Below are 18471 nucleotides of genomic sequence, written 5' to 3'. Positions count from 1 at the left end.
GTATTCGAAAAAGCGAGCTTGTGCGTCCTGAAACAATCCGCTGCAGCATGATACAGATTCCTTATGGAGCTGATGCCGCCGCCAGAACAAAGGCAAAAGCTCTCGCGGACTCGCTTGTAAAAGAAATAAACAATGATCCCGCGAAATTTGATGAAGTTGCCCAGAGGAGCGTTACTCCTAACTCGGGTTATATGGCGGGGGACGCGGGTTATCTTCCAAGAAATAATGAGGCAAGAAACCTTTTAGGACAAACCTTCATGGATATTGCTTTCAGTTTAAAACAGGCTCAAGTGTCAAAGTTAATCGAAGGCAAAGACGCTTATCAAATTATCAAGGGGACGGAGAATTACGCGGTGAAACAGCTTGAGTTAACTGACGTTTTACAATTTGGAACAAGAATAACAGTAAGGGATGTTATTGGGCAGGGACTGTTAAGTCAAAGACAGCAGGCCGCTTATAAACAGGCGAGCGAAGAGATAGTAAAGGAATTAAGAACGGGTAAAACATTCCAGATATTTGAAAATAATATAAATTGGTAGAAAAATGGCATCCAGGCGGAAGAGCCGTATTTTAGCGTTTCAAGCCCTTTATTCGTGGGAATCCAACAGAGTCCCCATTGAAGAACTTACAACTTTCGCATGGCTTGATGAAAAAAAAATAAAGTCCCTTGACGAAGGAATGGCAGTTTTCTCCAGAATGTTAATCGCCGGCGCGATTGAGAATATCAAAGTTATTGATGAGATGATCAAAAAACATTTGCAAAATTGGGATATAACGCGCCTTAACCGCGTAGACCTCGCTATATTGCGGATGTCCGTTTATACGTTAATGTTCCAAAAAGACATATCGCCTTCCATTGTCATAGACGAAGCCATAGGCATTTGCATGGAATACGGTTCGGACGATTCCTACAAATTTGTAAATGGCGTTCTTGACAGTATTCGCATAACGCTTGGGGAAAATTCCCAGCCTGAGAAACAATTATGAGCGAAACACGCGGCAATCACAGACATTTATGGGTAACTCTGCTTGCGGGCTTAATACTTTTAATTATAGCGTTAGGCGCGTTAATTTTCTTTTATTTCAGCGAAAGAAGCGTTTGGAATGGCAGCCGCAAGCAGGACAGTTTCTCGAGCATCCTGCGCGATTATGACGCGGCTGCAAGCGAATTTTTCGGGACGCAAAGAGAGTACGACCGCCTTCATCACGAGCTTGACAGGCTGGAAAAAAAGGCAATCAGCGTTGAATCGTGGCTTTCTATCCTGAAACGGCGGAGGATTCTCGCTAAAAATCATACGCCGTCTGAAGAAATTTACCGCTCTTCCATAAATAAAGCGCTAAAAGCGTATCCCAAATCGGAGCCTGTTATCGCAATCGCGGCGGCCTCTCTTGTTAAAAATTCAGCCGTCACAAGGGAAATTGAGAGTCAGCTTAGAGATTGGCTTCCGTTTATAATAGAACCCTCTTTTAACGATCTGCGGCTCTCTTTATATGTGCTTCTTGGAGACTTTAATTCCCCGCAAAAAGCCAATGCGTTACCTGCAAATCTTTACGCTGGCGGGACTGAATCAGCCGCCGTTAATTTGGCAATTTTAAAAGCGCTTCGCGGCGATTACCACGGGGCCGCCTCTGATATACAGACCCTGCTGAACAGTGAGCCTTCATTACAGGCGGTACGTTTTGCCGCGGAGTACAATTACGATTTTGGAGATCTTCTGCGAAGCGCGGAACTGTTCGCTTCTTTAAATACCAACGATGCTATGCTCCGACAGGCTGACGCGCTGTACCTTGCGGGGTTTCCGCAAAACGCAATGGCAATCTGGCTAATATTGGCAAACATTCAAAATGAAATAAGCCTTTACAACCTTGCCGTAACTTCAGAGGACTTAGGGTTGGCTGCGGATTTTTTGGATAAACTTGTAAATCTTGAAGTTTTATCTAATTCAGACAGCCGTCAATTCGGGCTTATCCGTTACAGCCGCCTGTTTGACAACGCGAAGGCGCTTACGCTGTTAAGAGGCAATAAAAGTTTTTCCCCGAATGATTACCCTTACATCGATCTTGAAATTTGCAAACGCATCGTGCAGGGACAAAATCCCGGCTTTCAAATCGCCCAATCATGGCTTCTATTGGATCGACATGAAAAAAACAAAGACCTCTACCAATGGGTATGCCGCCTTTTCTTTTTCCAACGCAGTTATGATGAGGCGTTGATTCTTCTTAACCGCATGGATCAGCTTCAGATTAATGAAAAGTGGGTTGATGTTTACAAAGCCTTATATTATATGGTAGAAGGAAAACTTGACGCGGCGGAAGAACTCCTGCGCCCATTACTTTTTCAGGAACCTGATTGGTATGATTTCGCTAATTACGCTCTTGTCTTGGAATCAACGCGTACCTTTGGCCGCGCCCTTGAACAATACAAATTGGCGGCGGAAAACCTGCAAGACAACAAATCCGCCGCCCGAATACAAATACACATCGCAAGATGCTTTACCGCTTTAAAACGGCAAGCGGACGCGCGTCAAGCCCTTCTATACGCCCTAGAACTAGACCCCGATAATTTGACCGCCAGCCTTGAATTGGATAGAGGCTTATAAAAAGAATTTACCACGAACCACACGAACATCACGAACTTTTAGTCCCATATTTTGTTGTTGTTCGTGTGGTTCGTGGTGAGAATTCTTTTAATGCGTAGACTTGACGAGAAAATCTGTTTTTTGTATTATAGTACCCAATAAATACATTTAAACGGAGGAAAAAGATGAAAGTTATTCCCTTAGGAGACCGGGTTATGGTCAAACTCGAGAAAAATGAGGCAAAAACAGCGGGGGGAATCATTATTCCCGATACGGCGCAGGAGAAAACCCAACAAGGCACCATAGTAGCGGTTGGACCAGGCACTGAAAAAGAAAAAATCACGGTTAAAAACGGCGACAAAGTAATGTACGATAAATATGCCGGTACACAGGTTAAAATTGACGGTGTTGAACACTTGATCCTGAAAATGGCTGATATTATTGCAGTAGTTGAATAAATTAAACCGTTTATTAGTTTTACTTACTCTTTTTTCCATACTGGTGCTTTCTTCTTGTTCAAAGCTGGGTTATGGGGTTTTGTTGTGGTCTATTGACGATCCGCCTGTTGATTCAGGCGTTATTCTGCCCGTTTATATCAAATCGAATATCGAGAAAAAGTGGGTGGTGGGAATGCCTGAAAAATCAATACCGCAGAATGACAACAAAATAGAAATTCCGCTTACACAGCTTGAATTTATCGGGAGCAAAAGGAAAGCGCGAAAATGGGCCGATAATTTCGCTCCATACGCTATGATGTACGCCGAGAATTTACAGGACGGGCTTCCAATCAGGGATAATACCGACAATAACGCAAAGCGCGTGTACCGTCTGCGGCTTGGAGAAGTTGTTAAGGTGCTAGGCGTAGCGAATGGCACTCCTCCTATCAGTACTACGGGCGATCCGTTGCCGGGCGAATGGTACAAGGTGCTTACTAATGACGGAGTAAGCGGGTATTGCTTTTCTTACAGGTTAAAGATATTCAATCAAAATGAAAATTCCGTCCAACAATCTGGGACGGTTAAAAGGGATACGCCTGATCCCGAACTTGATGTAGTCTTGTCAAAAACATGGTCTTCCGAAATTTATTTGCAAATGATCAATTCAAAGCGTATTAATATTCAGATGCTGGAAAAGAATTACCGTTTTGATCCGGGACAGGAAACGGGCGTCGCTAGGATTATTTTGCCGGATTTGGAAAGGCAGTTTACATACCAAAGAATTAATTCTGAAGGCGAGAAAGCGTGGAGTTTTGAGGGGACTAACCTTCAAATGGTACTGAGGAATAATACTACACTGGCTGTGCAATTTATGGAAAACTCAGGTACAAAGCGTACCCTATTATTTTCCGCGCTTCCTACAAAGGTGGAAGATATAATTATTCAGGAGAACGCGCGGCGTGAAACTCAGTACTTGGCGATTTATAATCAGGGGCCCGTGTTTACCAGTAATAATTACGGAACTATTACTTTGATGAAGACGGGCGATTTCTCGTGGAAGGGATATGAGCTTCTTGTTCCGCAGGTTATTCCGCAGGAAACTAAAGGCGGCGGACGGATCAGTATGGATCTGTTTATTTCGCCGTCTTATGAAGATCGTTATAACGGGGCTTTTACTTTGCGCTTTACTGATGTCAGGCAAAAGAACACCGTCTATTTTTTATACGCTCTTGATAACCAGGGGTTGCGGCTCGAAGTCGTGCCTGATTACGGGATAGAAGATATTACCGTTATGCGAAGAGCGCCATCCCCTGTGGTTTTGTATTTCTTCAAAGACTCTCCTCTTTAAAAATGGCGTTTGTGCAATTTTCCCGCGTCAGCCTTAGTTTTGGCGACAGGGATATTCTCAAGGATGTATCATTGCGGCTTGCCTCAGGCTCTAAATCATGTCTGACTGGGGCTAATGGAAGCGGTAAATCTACGTTGATGAAAATTATCGCCGGGAAGTTAGCCGCCGATTCGGGAGAATGCGCGGTTCAAAAGGATTCACGCATCTCTTATTTGCCGCAGTCGGGGATTGTTCATCATGGGAAATGTCTTAGGGATGAAGTTGAAACCGCTTATGGGTTTGTCCATGCGTTGATTGAAAAAATGGAAAATACCGGGGAGCTTCTTGAGAAAGCAAAAAACGATGGGGCGGCTACTCAAGTCTTGATAGAAGAGCATCACAATTTACAGGAACAGATTGAAGAGACCGGCTATTATAGGCGTGAAGGGGAAATAGCGTCTGTTTTATCGGGACTTGGGTTTTCAGTTAAAGATATTAACCGTGACACGGGGGAGTTTTCTGGGGGGTGGCAGATGCGTATCGCGCTCGCTAAGATTCTTTTGGAAAAACCGGATATTCTGCTTTTGGACGAACCGACTAATTATCTTGATATAGAAGCAAGGTCATGGCTTGAGAGTTGGCTTAATGATTTTAAAGGGGGGTATCTTTTAGTTTCACATGACAGATATTTCCTTGATACCTGCGTAAATGAGGTTTATGAACTTTATAACGGAAATTTAAAACGATACGCGGGAAATTACAGCGCTTATGAAAAAACGCGCAAGATAGAACTTGCGACTCTTTTAAAGCGTTACAATGAACAGCAGGAAGAAATTGAAAAAACAGAAGCGCTTATCCGCCGTTTCCGTTACAAGGCGACAAAAGCGGCATTCGCGCAAGAACTGATAAAACGTCTTGAAAAAATGGAACGCGTTGAAATACCGGAATCATTCAAGAAGATTGAAATCAGTTTTCCGCCTCCGCCGCATTCGCCTAATGTCGCCCTCACTCTTGAGGGGGTCGGGAAAAGTTACGGGAAACATCCGGTATTATCCGCGCTTGATTTATGCCTTGACTCAGGAGAGCGGCTTGTGGTAGCAGGGCCAAACGGCGCGGGCAAGACTACCCTATTGCGGATAATAGCGGGCGCGGATGTTGATTTTACCGGAAGCGTAAAACTTGGAACCGGCATAAAGACGGGATACTTCTCCCAGGACGCGGCGGAGGCGATGGACTCTAATTTATCAATACTGGAGTTTATGGAAGAAGAGGCGCCTTTTGCGCTTGTCCCAAAATTACGCGATATGTTAGGCACATTTTTATTCAGGGGGGACGACGTATACAAAAGCGTATCGGTTTTAAGCGGGGGGGAAAAAAGCCGCCTCGCGCTGTTAAAAATGTTTTTAAAGCCGATGAATTTGCTTGTTCTTGACGAGCCGACAAACCACCTTGATTTGTATTCAAAGGATATATTACTGGACGCTTTAAAAAAATTCGCGGGAACTGTTATTTTTGTTTCCCATGACAGGGCTTTTATGGAAGAGCTTTCTACAAAGACGCTTGAGCTTGTACCCGGAACGGATAACGCTCCGGCTAAGGCAAAGTTGTTTTACGGCAATTACGCTTATTATTTGGACTCTAAAACAAACGCTTTATATAAAAATGACGCTCAATATACGTTGAAAACCAGTATTCCTTTAGATGACATTTCCCGTGATGTTTCAAATATTGAAAGAAGGGTTTTGGATAAACAGAGGCAGGCTAAAGTCCGCAAGTTGGAAAGACAGGAAGCGGAAATTATTAAAGCGCTGGAAGAGCTTGAAAAAGAAAAGGCAAGGCTGGATACGGAGCTTGCGCGTCCTGACGTTTATTCAAACGGGGAGAAAGCAAGAGCTGTTAAGTTAAAGCTTGATGTTTGCGCCGCTAATATTGAGGCTAAAACTTGCGAATGGGAAAAGATTAGTAAAGAAGCGGGCAGCGGTTAGTTTTGTTGTTTGTAAGATTATCTTACTTACAAGACTTGCTATCCACTGCACTCCCCCAACACATCCTTAAACCGCAATATCCTCCACCCGCGTTTTTTCGCCTTACGCTCAAGAATACCGTCGGGGTTTACCGCCACGGGATTTCCGCAGTGCTCTAAAAGGGGAAGGTCTGTGTATGAGTCTGTATAAAAACTGACATTCTGCGGATTAACGGCGTTACTCTCCATCCATTCAACGGCGGCTGTTTTCTTTTTGGGGCCAAAAGAACTGTACCCAACAAGATTACCCGTCGTCTTTCCCTGCGAATACTCCAATTTGCACGCGACGGAACCTTCTATTCCAAAAAATTGCTCTAACGGCTTTATGATAAAATCAAATGAAGATGTGGCAAAAATTACTTTTTCCCCGTTTTTAAGCGCCTCTTCTATAATACTTTTTGCGCCTGTATAAATATTCGGTTTAATCCGTTTTTTAAAACAGGAGTCGGAAACGCTCTCAAGAACGTCTTTTTCTATGCCCGCCAATTTTTTTACGGTGTTCTCGATAAAGTCATTATTCGGGAACGCAAGTTTGTACTTTACCCAGTCGATAAGAAGATGGCTTATCTGCGAATAGCGTATAACTTTTTCTTTTAACGCCATTTGCACAAAATATTCCGTGCTTGTCTTTCTTACAACCGTGTGATCAACGTCAAATATATGCACTCGCGCCGAAGAGACAGCGTTAAAATTTTCGTTTGCCATCGCTTATATAAATTCCAAATATTGACAATCGTTATACGCATACCGCGCATATTCACCGCGCATCCATTCAGGCAGAAGACGCGCCATCTGGGACATAACTTCCGCCATTACTTTTTCACGTTCTTCTTTTCCGGGCATGCTTTCACATTTTATGCGGAAAGGACGGCCGGCCTTAAAACAAAACGGAGTTCTTTTAAAGCGGCGTATGTTTTTCCATACGTTCTCGCCGCCAAAATGGGCAACCGGAAGAATCGGCACTCCCGCCTCAAGCGCAAGTTGAATAATTCCGGGTTTTCCTTTTCCCAATACGCCGTCCTTGCTTCTTGTTCCTTCAGGCGCGATACACATATAATACCCTTCTTTTATCGCTTCCAATACCTTCTTAAAAGACTCGCTAAACGCTCCTTTTCTGTCAATCGGAATAGCTTTGTAAGTGTTAAAAATAAATGACATTATCGGGTTATCCCATGTTTCGGATTTAACAAGCCCGGACACATAAAGGGGATAACTGTGAGTTACAAGAATAGGGACTTCCAGAAAATTAATATGGTTAAAAATAACCAGCATAGGCTCGTTTTTTTTTAACGCTTCGATAAATTCCTTGCAGTCAATTTTACAGATAACGCTTAATATGCCTTTCATGAAATAACTTACAGCGAATCTTCGAAAGCCCATGTTACCTTCCAATAAGACGCAGGGCGCCGGGGATGCAGGTTATCTCCAATTCCTTACCTTCGTAACAGACAGTCTCTCCATCGCAGTGCGCCGCCATTCCCCCTTCAAGCGCCTTTAAATGGAAACGCGATCCTCTGCCGAAATTTACTCCCTTACATCCGCCTTGGGTACCTTTTGTATAATGGGAAATTATTTTAAGAAGATCAAATCTTGATTTCTGATGCTCAACATAACAGATGTCTAAAAGCCCGTCATCAAGAAGGGCGTTAGGCCCCATGTAGAAACTTCCTCCCATGCGCCTTCCGTTTACGACAGAAACAAGTACCGCCGGAAGCGTTACTTCTTTATCATCAAATTTAATCTGTATAACAGGCGAAGGCTCGTAACGGATAACGGTAATAAGGGCGCCGACAGCATAGGAAATGCCGCTTTTTATTTTTAATTTTGCCGCCTCAAAGCCGACCTTTGTGTCAAAACCGATTCCAATTCCGTTGATAAAATAGCGTCCGTCAGGGAAAAAGCCGCCTTTTACAAAACCCGCGTCCATGGACTTGGCGTTTCCCGTTATCAGCAATTGAAGGGCTTTTTCGACATCCTGCGGTATTGCCGGCGTAGCGGAAAAATCGTTACCGCGCCCGATGGGGAGTATTCCAAAAACAGGGGGAGTACCCGCATTGCGCCTTAACAAACCGTTTATAACTTCATTGCAGGTTCCGTCACCGCCTGCGGCGACAGTTATATCGTCCGCGCCTATCTTTAAATCACGCGCCATATTCAGCGCGTCGCCGATTCCCGTTGTAATTAATATCTCAAAATCACGTCCGCTTTCACGAAGAAAACGCTCGATTTTGGGGCGCTGTTTTTCAGCTTTCCCCTTCCCCGCCGTAGGGTTCAAAATAACCCAAAGTTTTCCAAACTGTGCCATAGGGGAATTATAACATATTTAGAGGAGATAGTAAATAGTGTATAATAGGGGAATGGGGAGTAGGGAGTGGGGATTAAGAAAGACCTCTTAATCCTACATATCTATTTACTATTTACCATGAATGTTGTCGTCCTTGGGCGTCGCGGATGACTAGGTTTTCTTCGTCATCTCTTCGGGGATCGTGGTTTTCTGTGCCTCGTCTTCGGGTAATGTAGTTATACGCGCTTTCAGCAGACGCTTCGGGCGGGACTTCTCCGGTCATTGGGTCGAATACGCGGAAGGTGTATCCTTTTTCGGCAAGTTTGTTACGGGTCATCTGTATAAATTGATGAAGGGCCGCTTTGCTCATATTATAGGCGAAATGATCTATACGGCGGGTTTCATTAATAGTCGCGTCAGCGCGGGATAGATAAAAGAGGCGTTTGCCTTCGCCCTGGTCAAGTAAGGGCAGAAATGCCTCCAGAATAGCCATGCTGACAAGCACGTTTTGACGGTACGCCTGCTCTATCACTTTTACGTCTATGCCGTCCCGTACCGTGAAGGTGTCTTTTGGAGAGAGGGAATCAGTGGCGTCAAGAAGGAAGTCGAGTTTGCCGGTTTTCTCTTTGAGTGTTGCCGCAGCTTCGTATAGGTCTGCGGGTAATAGCGTAACGTTTTCTATTGGCTTATTGCCAATAGCGAACACTTGTAATCCTTCACGGGCGAATATTGCCGCCAGCGTTTCATCAAATAGCGTATCCAAACAGGTAACAAGCGCGGTCTTTTCCATATCACTGCCTCAAAACGGCCATTCATAGCCGGAATAATCTACCATCACAAGCCGATGTTCATCGTACAGCGGCGTCTCGAAGTATTTTGCCCCTATGCCGCCTATATAATCAGGATCATAGAGCGCCTCTCTGGAAAGCGAACCGTCTTTCATACGCCGCTTCATCCAACCGGGATGAAAGAGGCGGAAAGTGTAGCCCTGCGAATACAACTGGTTATGCAGCATGCGCACCCCCATATTGAGGGACGCTTTACTCATGGGATACGGGTACGAGCTGTCGCCGCGATGTTTCATCAGCGTAATGCATGACACCTCGCTTGATACAAAGCAGAGCCGTTTCATCACGCCCCGATCCAGAAGCGGCAAAAGTCTTTCTACAAGAAGAACAGGTCCAAGCGCATTGACCTGAAACAATTTCCACGCCGACTCAAGATCCATTGGCGACTCATACAGATTGCATTTAACATAATCCATTAACGCAGCATTGGAGATTAGCATATCAAGGGAATCAGTTACCTTTAGCAAGTTATCCTTTGCGGCGGCTATACTGTCCGCGTTACCCACGTCAAGTTTGACGATATGCAGATTGGGATTTTTTTCAGCGGCATCCTCCAACAGGGAATAGTCATCCAGAAACTTTCCGGCAAAGACTATCCACTCACGTTTCAAAAATTCTTTGCACAGCGAAAGACCTAATCCCCTGTCCGCGCCGGTTATAAACACACTTTGCATATCACGCCCGCTATTGACCGCCGCACCATTTTAACGCGTTAGCAACCGTCCGCCGGTATTGGGGATTGAGCCATACAGGCAAAAGATGTCCCGGTGTTAAGACACATATCCGTCCTTTACCCTGCGCGCGAACATAGCCCGCAGGACATATCCATGCAGGCGTATTGTTATACGGATCCTCCTGATATTTACCCTCTTCCCCCTGCGGCGGCGAATAAGACGCTATTAAAATGTCCGCATCCTGCGCAAGATTTTCAAGGCGGTAATGTTCGTCAGTTTCACAAAACATCCCTACGCCTTCAGTAACGGGATGAGTTTTAATTGGCTGGACTGTAACAGGACAGGCGTTAGGGTGATAAACAAAGCGGCAGCCAATCAGACTGTCGAGCGCTTCCGTTTGCCCGCCTGCAACAATACCGCTATGCGCGACAAGCAATCCGCCGCCGTTTTCCACATAAGCGATAAAAGCCATCTGTACCGCTTCTGTTTTCCAACTTGTCTTGTCTTCATGGCTGACCTCATCGCTCTTAGCCAGAAAGACGACAGGGTAATTTGAAAGCGTATCCGGCGCAAAATCCTTCGCATTGGTGATTATGTCGAATTGAAAGCCTTGGGCAGCAAGAGGGACAACGCCGTCAATGAGTATTTTGGCCGGATGCCAATAGTCATCACATAGCAATAATACGCGCATAGTTGGTTTCTCCTTAGTATGTTCTTATTATAGAATATATAAGTAGAAAAGGGAACTAATTAGCAATTAGCAATTAGCAATGAGCAATTAGCAATGAACAATGAGCAATTAGCAATGAACAATGAGCAATTAGCAATGAACAATGAGCGAAGGTAGCAAGCATAGCGGCTTGTCAAAAGACCGCGCCTGCAAACAACAAAATTGCTCATTTTTCATTGCTCATTTTTATACCTTGCCGCAGTCATATCGTCAATTTCCGTCATCTGCAAATCCATCATTTCTTTGCGGTACTCTTTTTTACGTTTTTCTTTTAATTTTTCAATAGCTTTTAAATCTTTTTGCGCTTCTATATATAGGGCGCGTTTTTCTTCTACGACAAGTTCCGCCTGCGCCGCCTGCCTCGCAAGTTTTTCCGCTTCCTGTTCAAGACGCAGAATGTAAATGTCCCAACTGGCCATATTTTGCCCGTCATTAAAACGCTGCTCTGCGGCATTACTGTGTTTTACAGCCGTAATTTTTATATCGTTTTCTATTTTGTTAAGAATACTAATCGCTTGCCCAAGTGCGAGCTTACATTCGTCTTCTTTAAATTTTCTTAATTGCAGAACTTTTTCCAGCCTGAAAGTAAATCTTTTCATCAGTTGTTATCGCTTAAAATATTCATTCCGGGCAGTGAAGAAAATAAAGAGGCCACGCTGTTAAGCGCCATTCTTGCGTCTTCCGTATCAGCGGGTTTTACCGCTATTTTTGGCGTATCAGTTTTTATTTTTTGACTTACTATTTTTACAAGCATCTTATTAGTATCCGTCATTTCATCCTGAGAGATTTGAACGCCCGTTATCTTTGACATTGCCGTAAGAGTTTCTTCTAAAGACGAAGGCTCGTCCACTTCCTGAATAAGAAATTCTTCTATGGGACCGTGTTTTGCTATTGCTTCGTCAATTTCGGGATTGGAACCCTGATGATAGGCGCCCACATTGATAAGGTCTTCAGCGGCGGCGTAAGACGCCATATTTTTGCGGATAATGCCGGCGGCTCTTCTGCTTTCCGGCCCTGATACTTTAGGCGATAGACGGGAAATGCTCGGCAATATGTCAATAGCCGGGTAATGATAAGCGTGGGCAAGATCCCTTGAAAGAACGATATGCCCGTCAAGTATCCCACGGACGGTATCAGCGACAGGCTCGTCCATATCATCGCCGTCTACAAGGACGGTATAAAAACCTGTTATGCTTCCTTTGTCGGAAGTGCCCGACCTTTCAAGAAGTTTCGGCATGGAATCAAACATGCTGGGGGGAAAACCCCTCTGCGCCGGAGGCTCGCCGGCGGCAAGCCCTATTTCCCTCATGGCGCGGGCAAATCGCGTAACGGAGTCAAACAAAAGCATAACGTCATTTCCCTGATCGCGAAAATATTCGGCGACGGCGGTCGCCACATAAGCGCCGCGGAGACGGGCAAGCGGGGGGGAATTGGAAGGAGTGACTATCAGTACGCTGCGTTTAAGCCCTTCATGGCCAAGATCGTATTCTATAAAATCGTTCACTTCCCGCCCGCGCTCCCCTATTAGGGCGACTACGTTAATATCGGCGGAGGTGTTACGCGCAATCATTCCAAGAAGAGTGGACTTTCCCACTCCTGAACCGGAAAAAATGCCCAGCCTTTGACCCTTGCCAACCGCAAGAAGACCGTCAATGGCGCGAACTCCCGTTGTTATGCGCTCCGTAATCCGCCGCCTTTTTAGCGGATCGGGAGGGCTTGCAAGCGCGGGATACGAACAAGCGGACGCAATATCCCCCTTGTTGTCTAAAGGGTTTCCAAGAGCGTCAATAACGCGCCCTAAAAGTTTGTCGGAAACCGGCACTTCCAGGCGGCTGCCGAGGGCAATCACTCTGTCGCCGACTTCAATCCCGTCCGTTTCTTCATAGGCCATTAACTGAACAATTTCATATCTTAACCCTACAACTTCGGCTTTAATTGCCCCCTTGCCTTTTGGAGCGATAATCCTGCATATCTCGCCTATAATAGCCTGCGGCCCGTGGCTTTCTATTAATAATCCTTCTACTTTTATTACTTTACCGATACATTTTATCGGATCCGTGCGATCCGCACATTCAAGATATTTCTCAAAAATATTTTGTTCAACAGTATTTGTCCGCATGCGGCCCCCCTCCACAAGCTTTACTCCATAAACTATTATGGAATCAAACCATCAGTTTTCCTTCTGGCAAATTGATCCAGCCCGCTTGTTAATTTCTTGTCTATTTCCCTCTTGCCTTTTGTCGCCATTGTCGCAAGGGCTGCTAACGCGGCGGACGCGGTAAGAGCCGCGCTTGCGCCTGCAGAAAGTTCAGGTTCTTCAGAATCGGAATCGGAAGCGGAGTCAGGATTTGAAGCGGTACCGGAATCAGGAGCAGAAGCCGCGTTTTCTTTTTCTGACTTATTAAGCGCGTCCATTATCGCTGAAGACGCGGCAAGTTCCGTATTAAGCCTAGCATCTCTTATTACAGGAGACGGCAAACCATCGGCATTTGTGGCTTTTATTGGGGAAATTTCCAGTATCCTGTTTTCTATCTCCGCAAGCTGGCTTGCTATTCGCGCGTCAATCTCTCCAAAATCAGTTTCTATTACGCAACCGCCCTTATCTACGGAACTGTCTTCAACTATATTTATGTTTTTTACGCCTTCCATAAGAGCTATAAAATCTTGTTTGTGTTCGGTGGCAAGTTTCAAATCCGCAAGATTAACCTTAATTGTGATATTTCCTTTCGCTTTAACTTTACGCAGGGCTTCAACTACATTGGAAATTATCACATCACGCTGGTTTTCAGATATAACCTTGATAACTTTCCGCGTAATAAGAAGCACCAAATATATAATTTCTTTTTCCGTATCGCTTAAAATATCCGCCCTCTTGTCCTGAGCGCGTTCAAGCACTACCTGAGTTCTCTCGATTAGGCGGTCAACTTCCGCTTTCCCTTCGGCATATCCGTCTTCCTTGCCCTCAGTCTTTCCCTGTTCTTTCGCCTCCCTGCGTTCCGTCTCCAAAGATTTTCTTACTTCCTCTTCATGTTCACTTGCCTTTACCTTTGCGTCCGCTATTATGCGCTCCGCTTCTTCTTCCGCTTGCTGTTTTAAAACTTGAGCCTCATCAGTCTGCCTTTTAACTTCCGCAAAGGCCGCTTTCTGCGCGTCTTGTACAATTTTATCCGCTTCTTGTTTTGCCGAAGAAATCATTCGTCCCTTTTCTTCTTCCCACCTTGATTTGAACAATTCAGCTTCGCGCCGAAGCTCGTCCGCAGTAGGTCCCGTATATTCTTCAACGGTCTCAAGGCTTTCCACGTCTTCTTCTAGGGTGGACAAATGCGTAACTTCAGGATAGGAAGTAGGAGTATCAATAACGACCTTCTCAGGAAGCGTTACCAATTCATTCGGTCTGAAAACGGCCTTTAACATAAGCTAACCTCTTTATACCTTATATCGTTATACGACAAGCTCGTCCTCACCTGCTCTAGCTACAACGATTTCACCGGTATCCTCAAGATGGCGGATAATGGATACTATCTTTTGCTGCGCTTCTTCAACGTCTTTCAAACGTACCGGCCCCATGTACTCCATGTCTTCTTTGAGCATGCTTGCCGCGCGTTTTGACATATTCTTGAATATCTTGTCCTGTACTTCCGAATCGACTGATTTAAGCGCTTTCGCGAGTTCCTGCGAATCCACTTCGCGCATAACTTTTTGAATGGCGCGGTCGTCGAGCATAACGATGTCTTCGAATACGAACATTCTTTTCTTGATCTCTTCGGCAAGTTCCGGGTCTTCGTCTTCCAACGCTTCGATAATCTGCTTTTCTGAGGCGCGGTCTACAAGGTTCAATATTTCTACTATGCTCTCAACGCCGCCCGCTGCGGTGTAGTCTTCGCTTGACAGCGATGAAAGTTTCTTTTCAAGTACGCGCTCAACTTCGCGTAATACTTCAGGGCTTGTTCTGTCCATTGTCGCGATGCGCCGCGCCACGTCGCTCTGCACTTCATGCGGCAGGTTTTGCAGAATGATGGAAGCCTTGTTCGGCTCCAAATACGCCAGAATAAGGGCGATTGTCTGCGGATGTTCCTGTTGAATAAAGTTCAAAAGGTGCGCCGGGTCAGTTCGGCGGATAAAGTCGAACGGGCGCACCTGGAGGCTCGACGTTAAGCGGTTGATAATGTCAATCGCTTTTTGGCTTCCGAGTGATTTTTCCAAAAGCTCCCTAGCGTAGTCGATGCCGCCTGTGGAGATAAACTGGTTCGCCATCATCAGTTCTTGGAATTCCTGAAGGATGGCGTCTTTCTGTTCCGCGTCTATTGTTTCAAGCCTTGCGATTTCAAAGGTGAGAGTTTCAATTTCATCTTCGCGCAGGAATTTAAATATTTCAGCGGAAATTTCCGAACCTATTGTTACAAGAAATATAGCGGCTTTTTGCCTGCCTGAATATTCTTTTACGTTCTTCTTTTTGGTACTGCCGCCTACGATAGCTCCGGGCGTTAATGGTGATTTTGCCATAGTTTATTCCTCCAATATCCACGTTCTAATAAGCTGGGCGGCGTCTTCCGGATGCTCCTTTGCCAAATTGATGGCGCTTTCCATCAACTGCATCCTTGTGCGTTCTTCCGTGGAGATTGAGACATCCTCTCCTTCCTGTTCCGCCTCAGCCATCGCGCTTTCCCGCAACATCTGTTCTCTGCGCGCCCGCTCTTCTTCGGCAAGCCTCTTACGCCTTTCCATCTCGCGGGAGATCGTCCTAAACAGCATAAATCCAAATAACATAATTGTCAAACCCGCTATAAAAACAATTATTGTAAGCTGCATTTGTTTTTTCCTGAAAAACGCCTCGTCTTCCTTTTTAAATTGATCTTTGCGATCAAATGGAATATTTCTTACCGTAACGGAATCGCCTCTTGCCGAGTTATAAAGGATAGCGTCGCGGATTAACGCTTCGGTATCGCGTAAATCTTTTTCCGGAACCGGAATATATTCCCTCTCAATGGTTCCGTCCGGCGTGATTATTGGGTTTCTTTTGGCGTCATATTTTATTTTCCATTCCCCGTCTATGTTTACGGAAACTGATACGTGATCAATTTGCGGGCTTTTTTCTTCCTGCGACTTGCGCTGGTTAATCTCATAATTAAGAACTTCCGTCGTTTGATTCATTTTTCCGTATAAATTATCCATATCCTCAAAGGCGGGAGGGGTCTGCCCTTCCACTCCCGCTGGGCCTTCAGGGTTAAATCCCACGCCTTCCCATTTTGTATCAGATTTGCTGCTTGATCTTACAAGTGAATCTTTTATAATTGAATCGTCATAAGAAAGTCCGGGCGTCCTTGGTTTAAATGTAACGGGGAAGTTCTCTACTGTATCAACGAATTTTTTGGACATATCCATTTCAAATTTTACGTTAAGATCCCTTACGCGGTCTTCAGAAAATGTTTTTTGAATGGCTGTAAGTATGTCTCCCCTGTACTTTTTTTCCAGCGTCATTAGAAATTTTTGCTGACGTTCAGTAAGAGCTTGTTTGTCAAAATCTTTTAATCCTTCAAAATCGTTAAGCACGTTCCCGTAATTGTCAGTTATTGTGATATTTTCATCCGTCAGCCCTTCTATAGCGGATTTAAGAAGTTTTTGTATGCCTTCAATTTTTTTTCTGTCTTTGGTAATGTCGCTTCCCGGAGTCGGTATAATTGTAAGGCCTGCGGTCGCGGGTTTTTGATCATTTAAGAATAATTTTTCCTGCGGCCACACAATGTTCAATTCGACATTATCTATGCCTTCAATCGCCTTTAGATGAATGACGATCATATCTTTCTGCGCGCGTTGGAATCTGACATTGCGATCCATGTCGGTAGTTGTCCAGCGTTCTTTGTCAAAGATCTCCCAAGGATCAATTTTTGACGGAAGCAAATCCTCACTCTGAAGAATTACCCTCATGCGCCGCGCAGTCTCATCGTCCGCAACCCGCACGACATTGTCAGGAGTAACCGTAACTTTAACATTTTCCATCTCAATGCGGTTTACTATCCTGTTCAGCAAATTTTCATCGGTGATCGGCCTGCTGATAACGGCCGATAAAACCGGCGTGGCTGAAACGCGAAATAGCGTAATAACCGTACCGATGATGACAACGGCTATTACCGCAATTATGATCTTTTGCCGTAAAGACCATCCTGCCCATAACGCCGTAACCTTAGTTAATAATTTTTTGAAAAACTCGTTCATTTCCCCCCCCAAATATATTTATTATCTTGTATTTATCAAATCTCTCCAGCTCTGAACCAATCTGCTTAAAATATTTCGCGTAATGTCAAGAGCCATGCCAGCCTCGGCCTGGGCAATTGTAATATCGTGAATATCAACCGAATCGGGGTTGATCATCGCTTCCTTTTCCAGAGCGCTTACGTTTAACTGCGCCCCCGACACTTTATCAAGCGCCTGAAGCATAGCGTCTTCAAAAACGCCAGCCCTTGTAACGCCCTGTGCGCCTATCGCGTCCCTAAGCGCCAAAGCTTTATGGCCGTTTCCAAAATACGGGCTGTCAGGCGGCAGCATGTGCTTTTCATGAGTGCGGTTCATCGTTACCGAATAATTCCTCGCGGCAGCCTCGGTAATAAAAGCCTGGTTATTAAAAATCTTCATAAGTCCCTCCCCTTAAAAAAACTATTTTGCCCCTATGTCCAAAGCTCTTTGGAACATGGATTTTGATCCTTCAATAATAGCGGCATTCGCCTCATAGGAGCGCGAAGCTGAAATCATATCCGTCATTTCCGTAACAATGTCCACGTTGGGCATTTCTACATAACCCTCTCGCGGACCCGAAAGAATAGCGTCGGGATGAGTCGGATCGTAAACATAACGCGGCTCAGTTGAGCGATCCTGTTGAACTTCCGCGACGCGCACTCCCCTGCCCATTCCGTTATCCAAAGATTTGGGCAGGAACGGGGAACGCCAGTACGGGCTTTCCACCATAGGCCGCATAATTACGCGGCTGCGCCTGAAAGGGCCGCCCTCGGTCGTTCTTGTCGTATTGATATTCGCCATATTATTGGCAATCACGTCAAGTCTTACCCTGTTTGCCGTCAAGCCCGTCGCCGCAATATTTATCGAATTGAAAATTCCCATTTAATCCTTCCTTATCCTCTTAATACTTTATTTATCTGGCTAAATTCAAACGCCGCAGACTGCGCAAAAAGCGTGTAAGTCATCTGGTTATTTGTGGCAAGCATGAATTCCCTTTCAGGGTCAACATTGTTCCCGTTGTTGTTGTACGTGCTTGTGTAGTCCAAAACGCGGCGAATTTGCACATCACGGTAATCCTTTTCCTTGTAGTTTGGAAAATGCCTTGGATCCGTCACGGTCATTTCCAGCGCCGGCCTTTTTCTTTCCGAATCGAGCGCCCGTTTTAACTCGCTTTCAAAATTGACGTTTGTGCGCTTAAAATTTGGAACATTGGCATTGGCCAAATTGTTGGCAATGACCTGTCTGCGGACGACGCTTGCATCCATTCCGCGATGCAATAAATCGATAGTTTTAGCGAATGTGTTCATAAAACATTCCTCCCAATTCAAATTTCGGCAA

The 18471-nt window shown here is 45.1% G+C and carries 20 protein-coding genes; 6 read left to right on the top strand and 14 right to left on the bottom strand.

The window, feature by feature from the left end; all coding sequences use genetic code 11:
* The 6 genes from ACYVRH_RS04385 to ACYVRH_RS04360 form a co-directional block, all read left to right on the top strand.
* Nucleotides 1-539: peptidylprolyl isomerase (locus tag ACYVRH_RS04385; protein ID WP_461255710.1), on the top strand; the 539-nt coding region annotated here is incomplete at its 5' end.
* A gap of 4 nt (nt 540-543) precedes the next feature.
* The gene (gene nusB, locus ACYVRH_RS04380) at nt 544-987 is read left to right on the top strand and encodes a transcription antitermination factor NusB (protein WP_461255709.1); all 444 of its coding nucleotides are present in this window, start codon (nt 544-546) and stop codon (nt 985-987) included.
* A complete protein-coding gene (locus tag ACYVRH_RS04375; protein WP_461255708.1) occupies nt 984-2600 on the top strand; it encodes a hypothetical protein in 1617 nt (538 codons plus the stop codon). Before nusB ends, ACYVRH_RS04375 begins: the two co-directional genes overlap by 4 nt.
* Nucleotides 2601-2764: 164 nt before the next feature.
* Nucleotides 2765-3037, top strand: a complete 273-nt coding sequence (locus ACYVRH_RS04370; protein WP_461255707.1) for a co-chaperone GroES — start codon at nt 2765-2767, stop codon at nt 3035-3037.
* An 82-nt stretch (nt 3038-3119) separates the two neighbouring features.
* On the top strand, nt 3120-4364 hold the full coding sequence (locus ACYVRH_RS04365) for an SH3 domain-containing protein (protein WP_461255706.1): 1245 nt from the start codon (nt 3120-3122) through the stop codon (nt 4362-4364).
* Nucleotides 4365-4366: 2 nt separating this feature from the next.
* A complete protein-coding gene (locus ACYVRH_RS04360) occupies nt 4367-6328 on the top strand; it encodes an ABC-F family ATP-binding cassette domain-containing protein (RefSeq protein ID WP_461255705.1) in 1962 nt (653 codons plus the stop codon).
* A gap of 38 nt (nt 6329-6366) precedes the next feature.
* On the opposite strand, the gene ACYVRH_RS04355 is transcribed toward ACYVRH_RS04360, so the two are convergent.
* From ACYVRH_RS04355 to flgB, 14 genes are all read right to left on the bottom strand, one after another.
* The gene (locus ACYVRH_RS04355) at nt 6367-7071 is read right to left on the bottom strand and encodes an HAD family hydrolase (protein WP_461255704.1); all 705 of its coding nucleotides are present in this window, start codon (nt 7069-7071) and stop codon (nt 6367-6369) included.
* 3 nt (nt 7072-7074) lie between these two features.
* Nucleotides 7075-7713 carry a lysophospholipid acyltransferase family protein gene (locus ACYVRH_RS04350; protein WP_461255703.1) on the bottom strand — a complete coding sequence of 213 codons (639 nt, stop codon included), beginning with the start codon at nt 7711-7713 and terminating at the stop codon, nt 7075-7077.
* Nucleotides 7714-7747: 34 nt separating this feature from the next.
* Entirely contained in the window at nt 7748-8671 is a 924-nt protein-coding gene (locus ACYVRH_RS04345; RefSeq protein WP_461255702.1) for a diacylglycerol/lipid kinase family protein, read from the bottom strand.
* A gap of 112 nt (nt 8672-8783) precedes the next feature.
* On the bottom strand, nt 8784-9440 hold the full coding sequence (locus tag ACYVRH_RS04340; RefSeq protein ID WP_461255701.1) for a Rossmann-fold NAD(P)-binding domain-containing protein: 657 nt from the start codon (nt 9438-9440) through the stop codon (nt 8784-8786).
* Between the two features lie 9 nt (nt 9441-9449).
* Nucleotides 9450-10172 carry an SDR family NAD(P)-dependent oxidoreductase gene (locus ACYVRH_RS04335; RefSeq protein WP_461255700.1) on the bottom strand — a complete coding sequence of 241 codons (723 nt, stop codon included), beginning with the start codon at nt 10170-10172 and terminating at the stop codon, nt 9450-9452.
* 10 nt (nt 10173-10182) lie between these two features.
* Nucleotides 10183-10863 (bottom strand): ThuA domain-containing protein, encoded by a 681-nt coding sequence (locus ACYVRH_RS04330; RefSeq protein WP_461255699.1) that lies wholly within the window; start codon nt 10861-10863, stop codon nt 10183-10185.
* 212 nt (nt 10864-11075) lie between these two features.
* Complete coding sequence (fliJ, locus tag ACYVRH_RS04325; protein WP_461255698.1) at nt 11076-11501, bottom strand: flagellar export protein FliJ; 426 nt, start codon at nt 11499-11501, stop codon at nt 11076-11078.
* The gene (locus ACYVRH_RS04320; protein WP_461255697.1) at nt 11501-13021 is read right to left on the bottom strand and encodes a FliI/YscN family ATPase; all 1521 of its coding nucleotides are present in this window, start codon (nt 13019-13021) and stop codon (nt 11501-11503) included. Before ACYVRH_RS04320 ends, fliJ begins: the two co-directional genes overlap by 1 nt.
* Before the next feature lie 35 nt (nt 13022-13056).
* A complete protein-coding gene (gene fliH / locus ACYVRH_RS04315; RefSeq protein WP_461255696.1) occupies nt 13057-14316 on the bottom strand; it encodes a flagellar assembly protein FliH in 1260 nt (419 codons plus the stop codon).
* Nucleotides 14317-14343: 27 nt separating this feature from the next.
* Entirely contained in the window at nt 14344-15405 is a 1062-nt protein-coding gene (gene fliG / locus ACYVRH_RS04310; RefSeq protein WP_461255695.1) for a flagellar motor switch protein FliG, read from the bottom strand.
* 3 nt (nt 15406-15408) lie between these two features.
* On the bottom strand, nt 15409-17115 hold the full coding sequence (fliF, locus tag ACYVRH_RS04305) for a flagellar basal-body MS-ring/collar protein FliF (protein ID WP_461255694.1): 1707 nt from the start codon (nt 17113-17115) through the stop codon (nt 15409-15411).
* Between the two features lie 21 nt (nt 17116-17136).
* Nucleotides 17137-17532, bottom strand: coding sequence for a flagellar hook-basal body complex protein FliE (locus ACYVRH_RS04300; RefSeq protein WP_461255693.1), 396 nt, complete (start codon nt 17530-17532; stop codon nt 17137-17139).
* 21 nt (nt 17533-17553) lie between these two features.
* Nucleotides 17554-18015 (bottom strand): flagellar basal body rod protein FlgC, encoded by a 462-nt coding sequence (flgC, locus tag ACYVRH_RS04295; protein ID WP_461255692.1) that lies wholly within the window; start codon nt 18013-18015, stop codon nt 17554-17556.
* Between the two features lie 11 nt (nt 18016-18026).
* Entirely contained in the window at nt 18027-18440 is a 414-nt protein-coding gene (gene flgB / locus ACYVRH_RS04290; protein ID WP_461255691.1) for a flagellar basal body rod protein FlgB, read from the bottom strand.
* Nucleotides 18441-18471: the final 31 nt, after the last annotated feature.

This window comes from Treponema sp. R80B11-R83G3, from assembly GCF_054786115.1.
The sequence above is the reverse complement of the archived record's forward strand: the minus strand, read 5'-3'. Positions and strand labels throughout refer to the sequence as shown.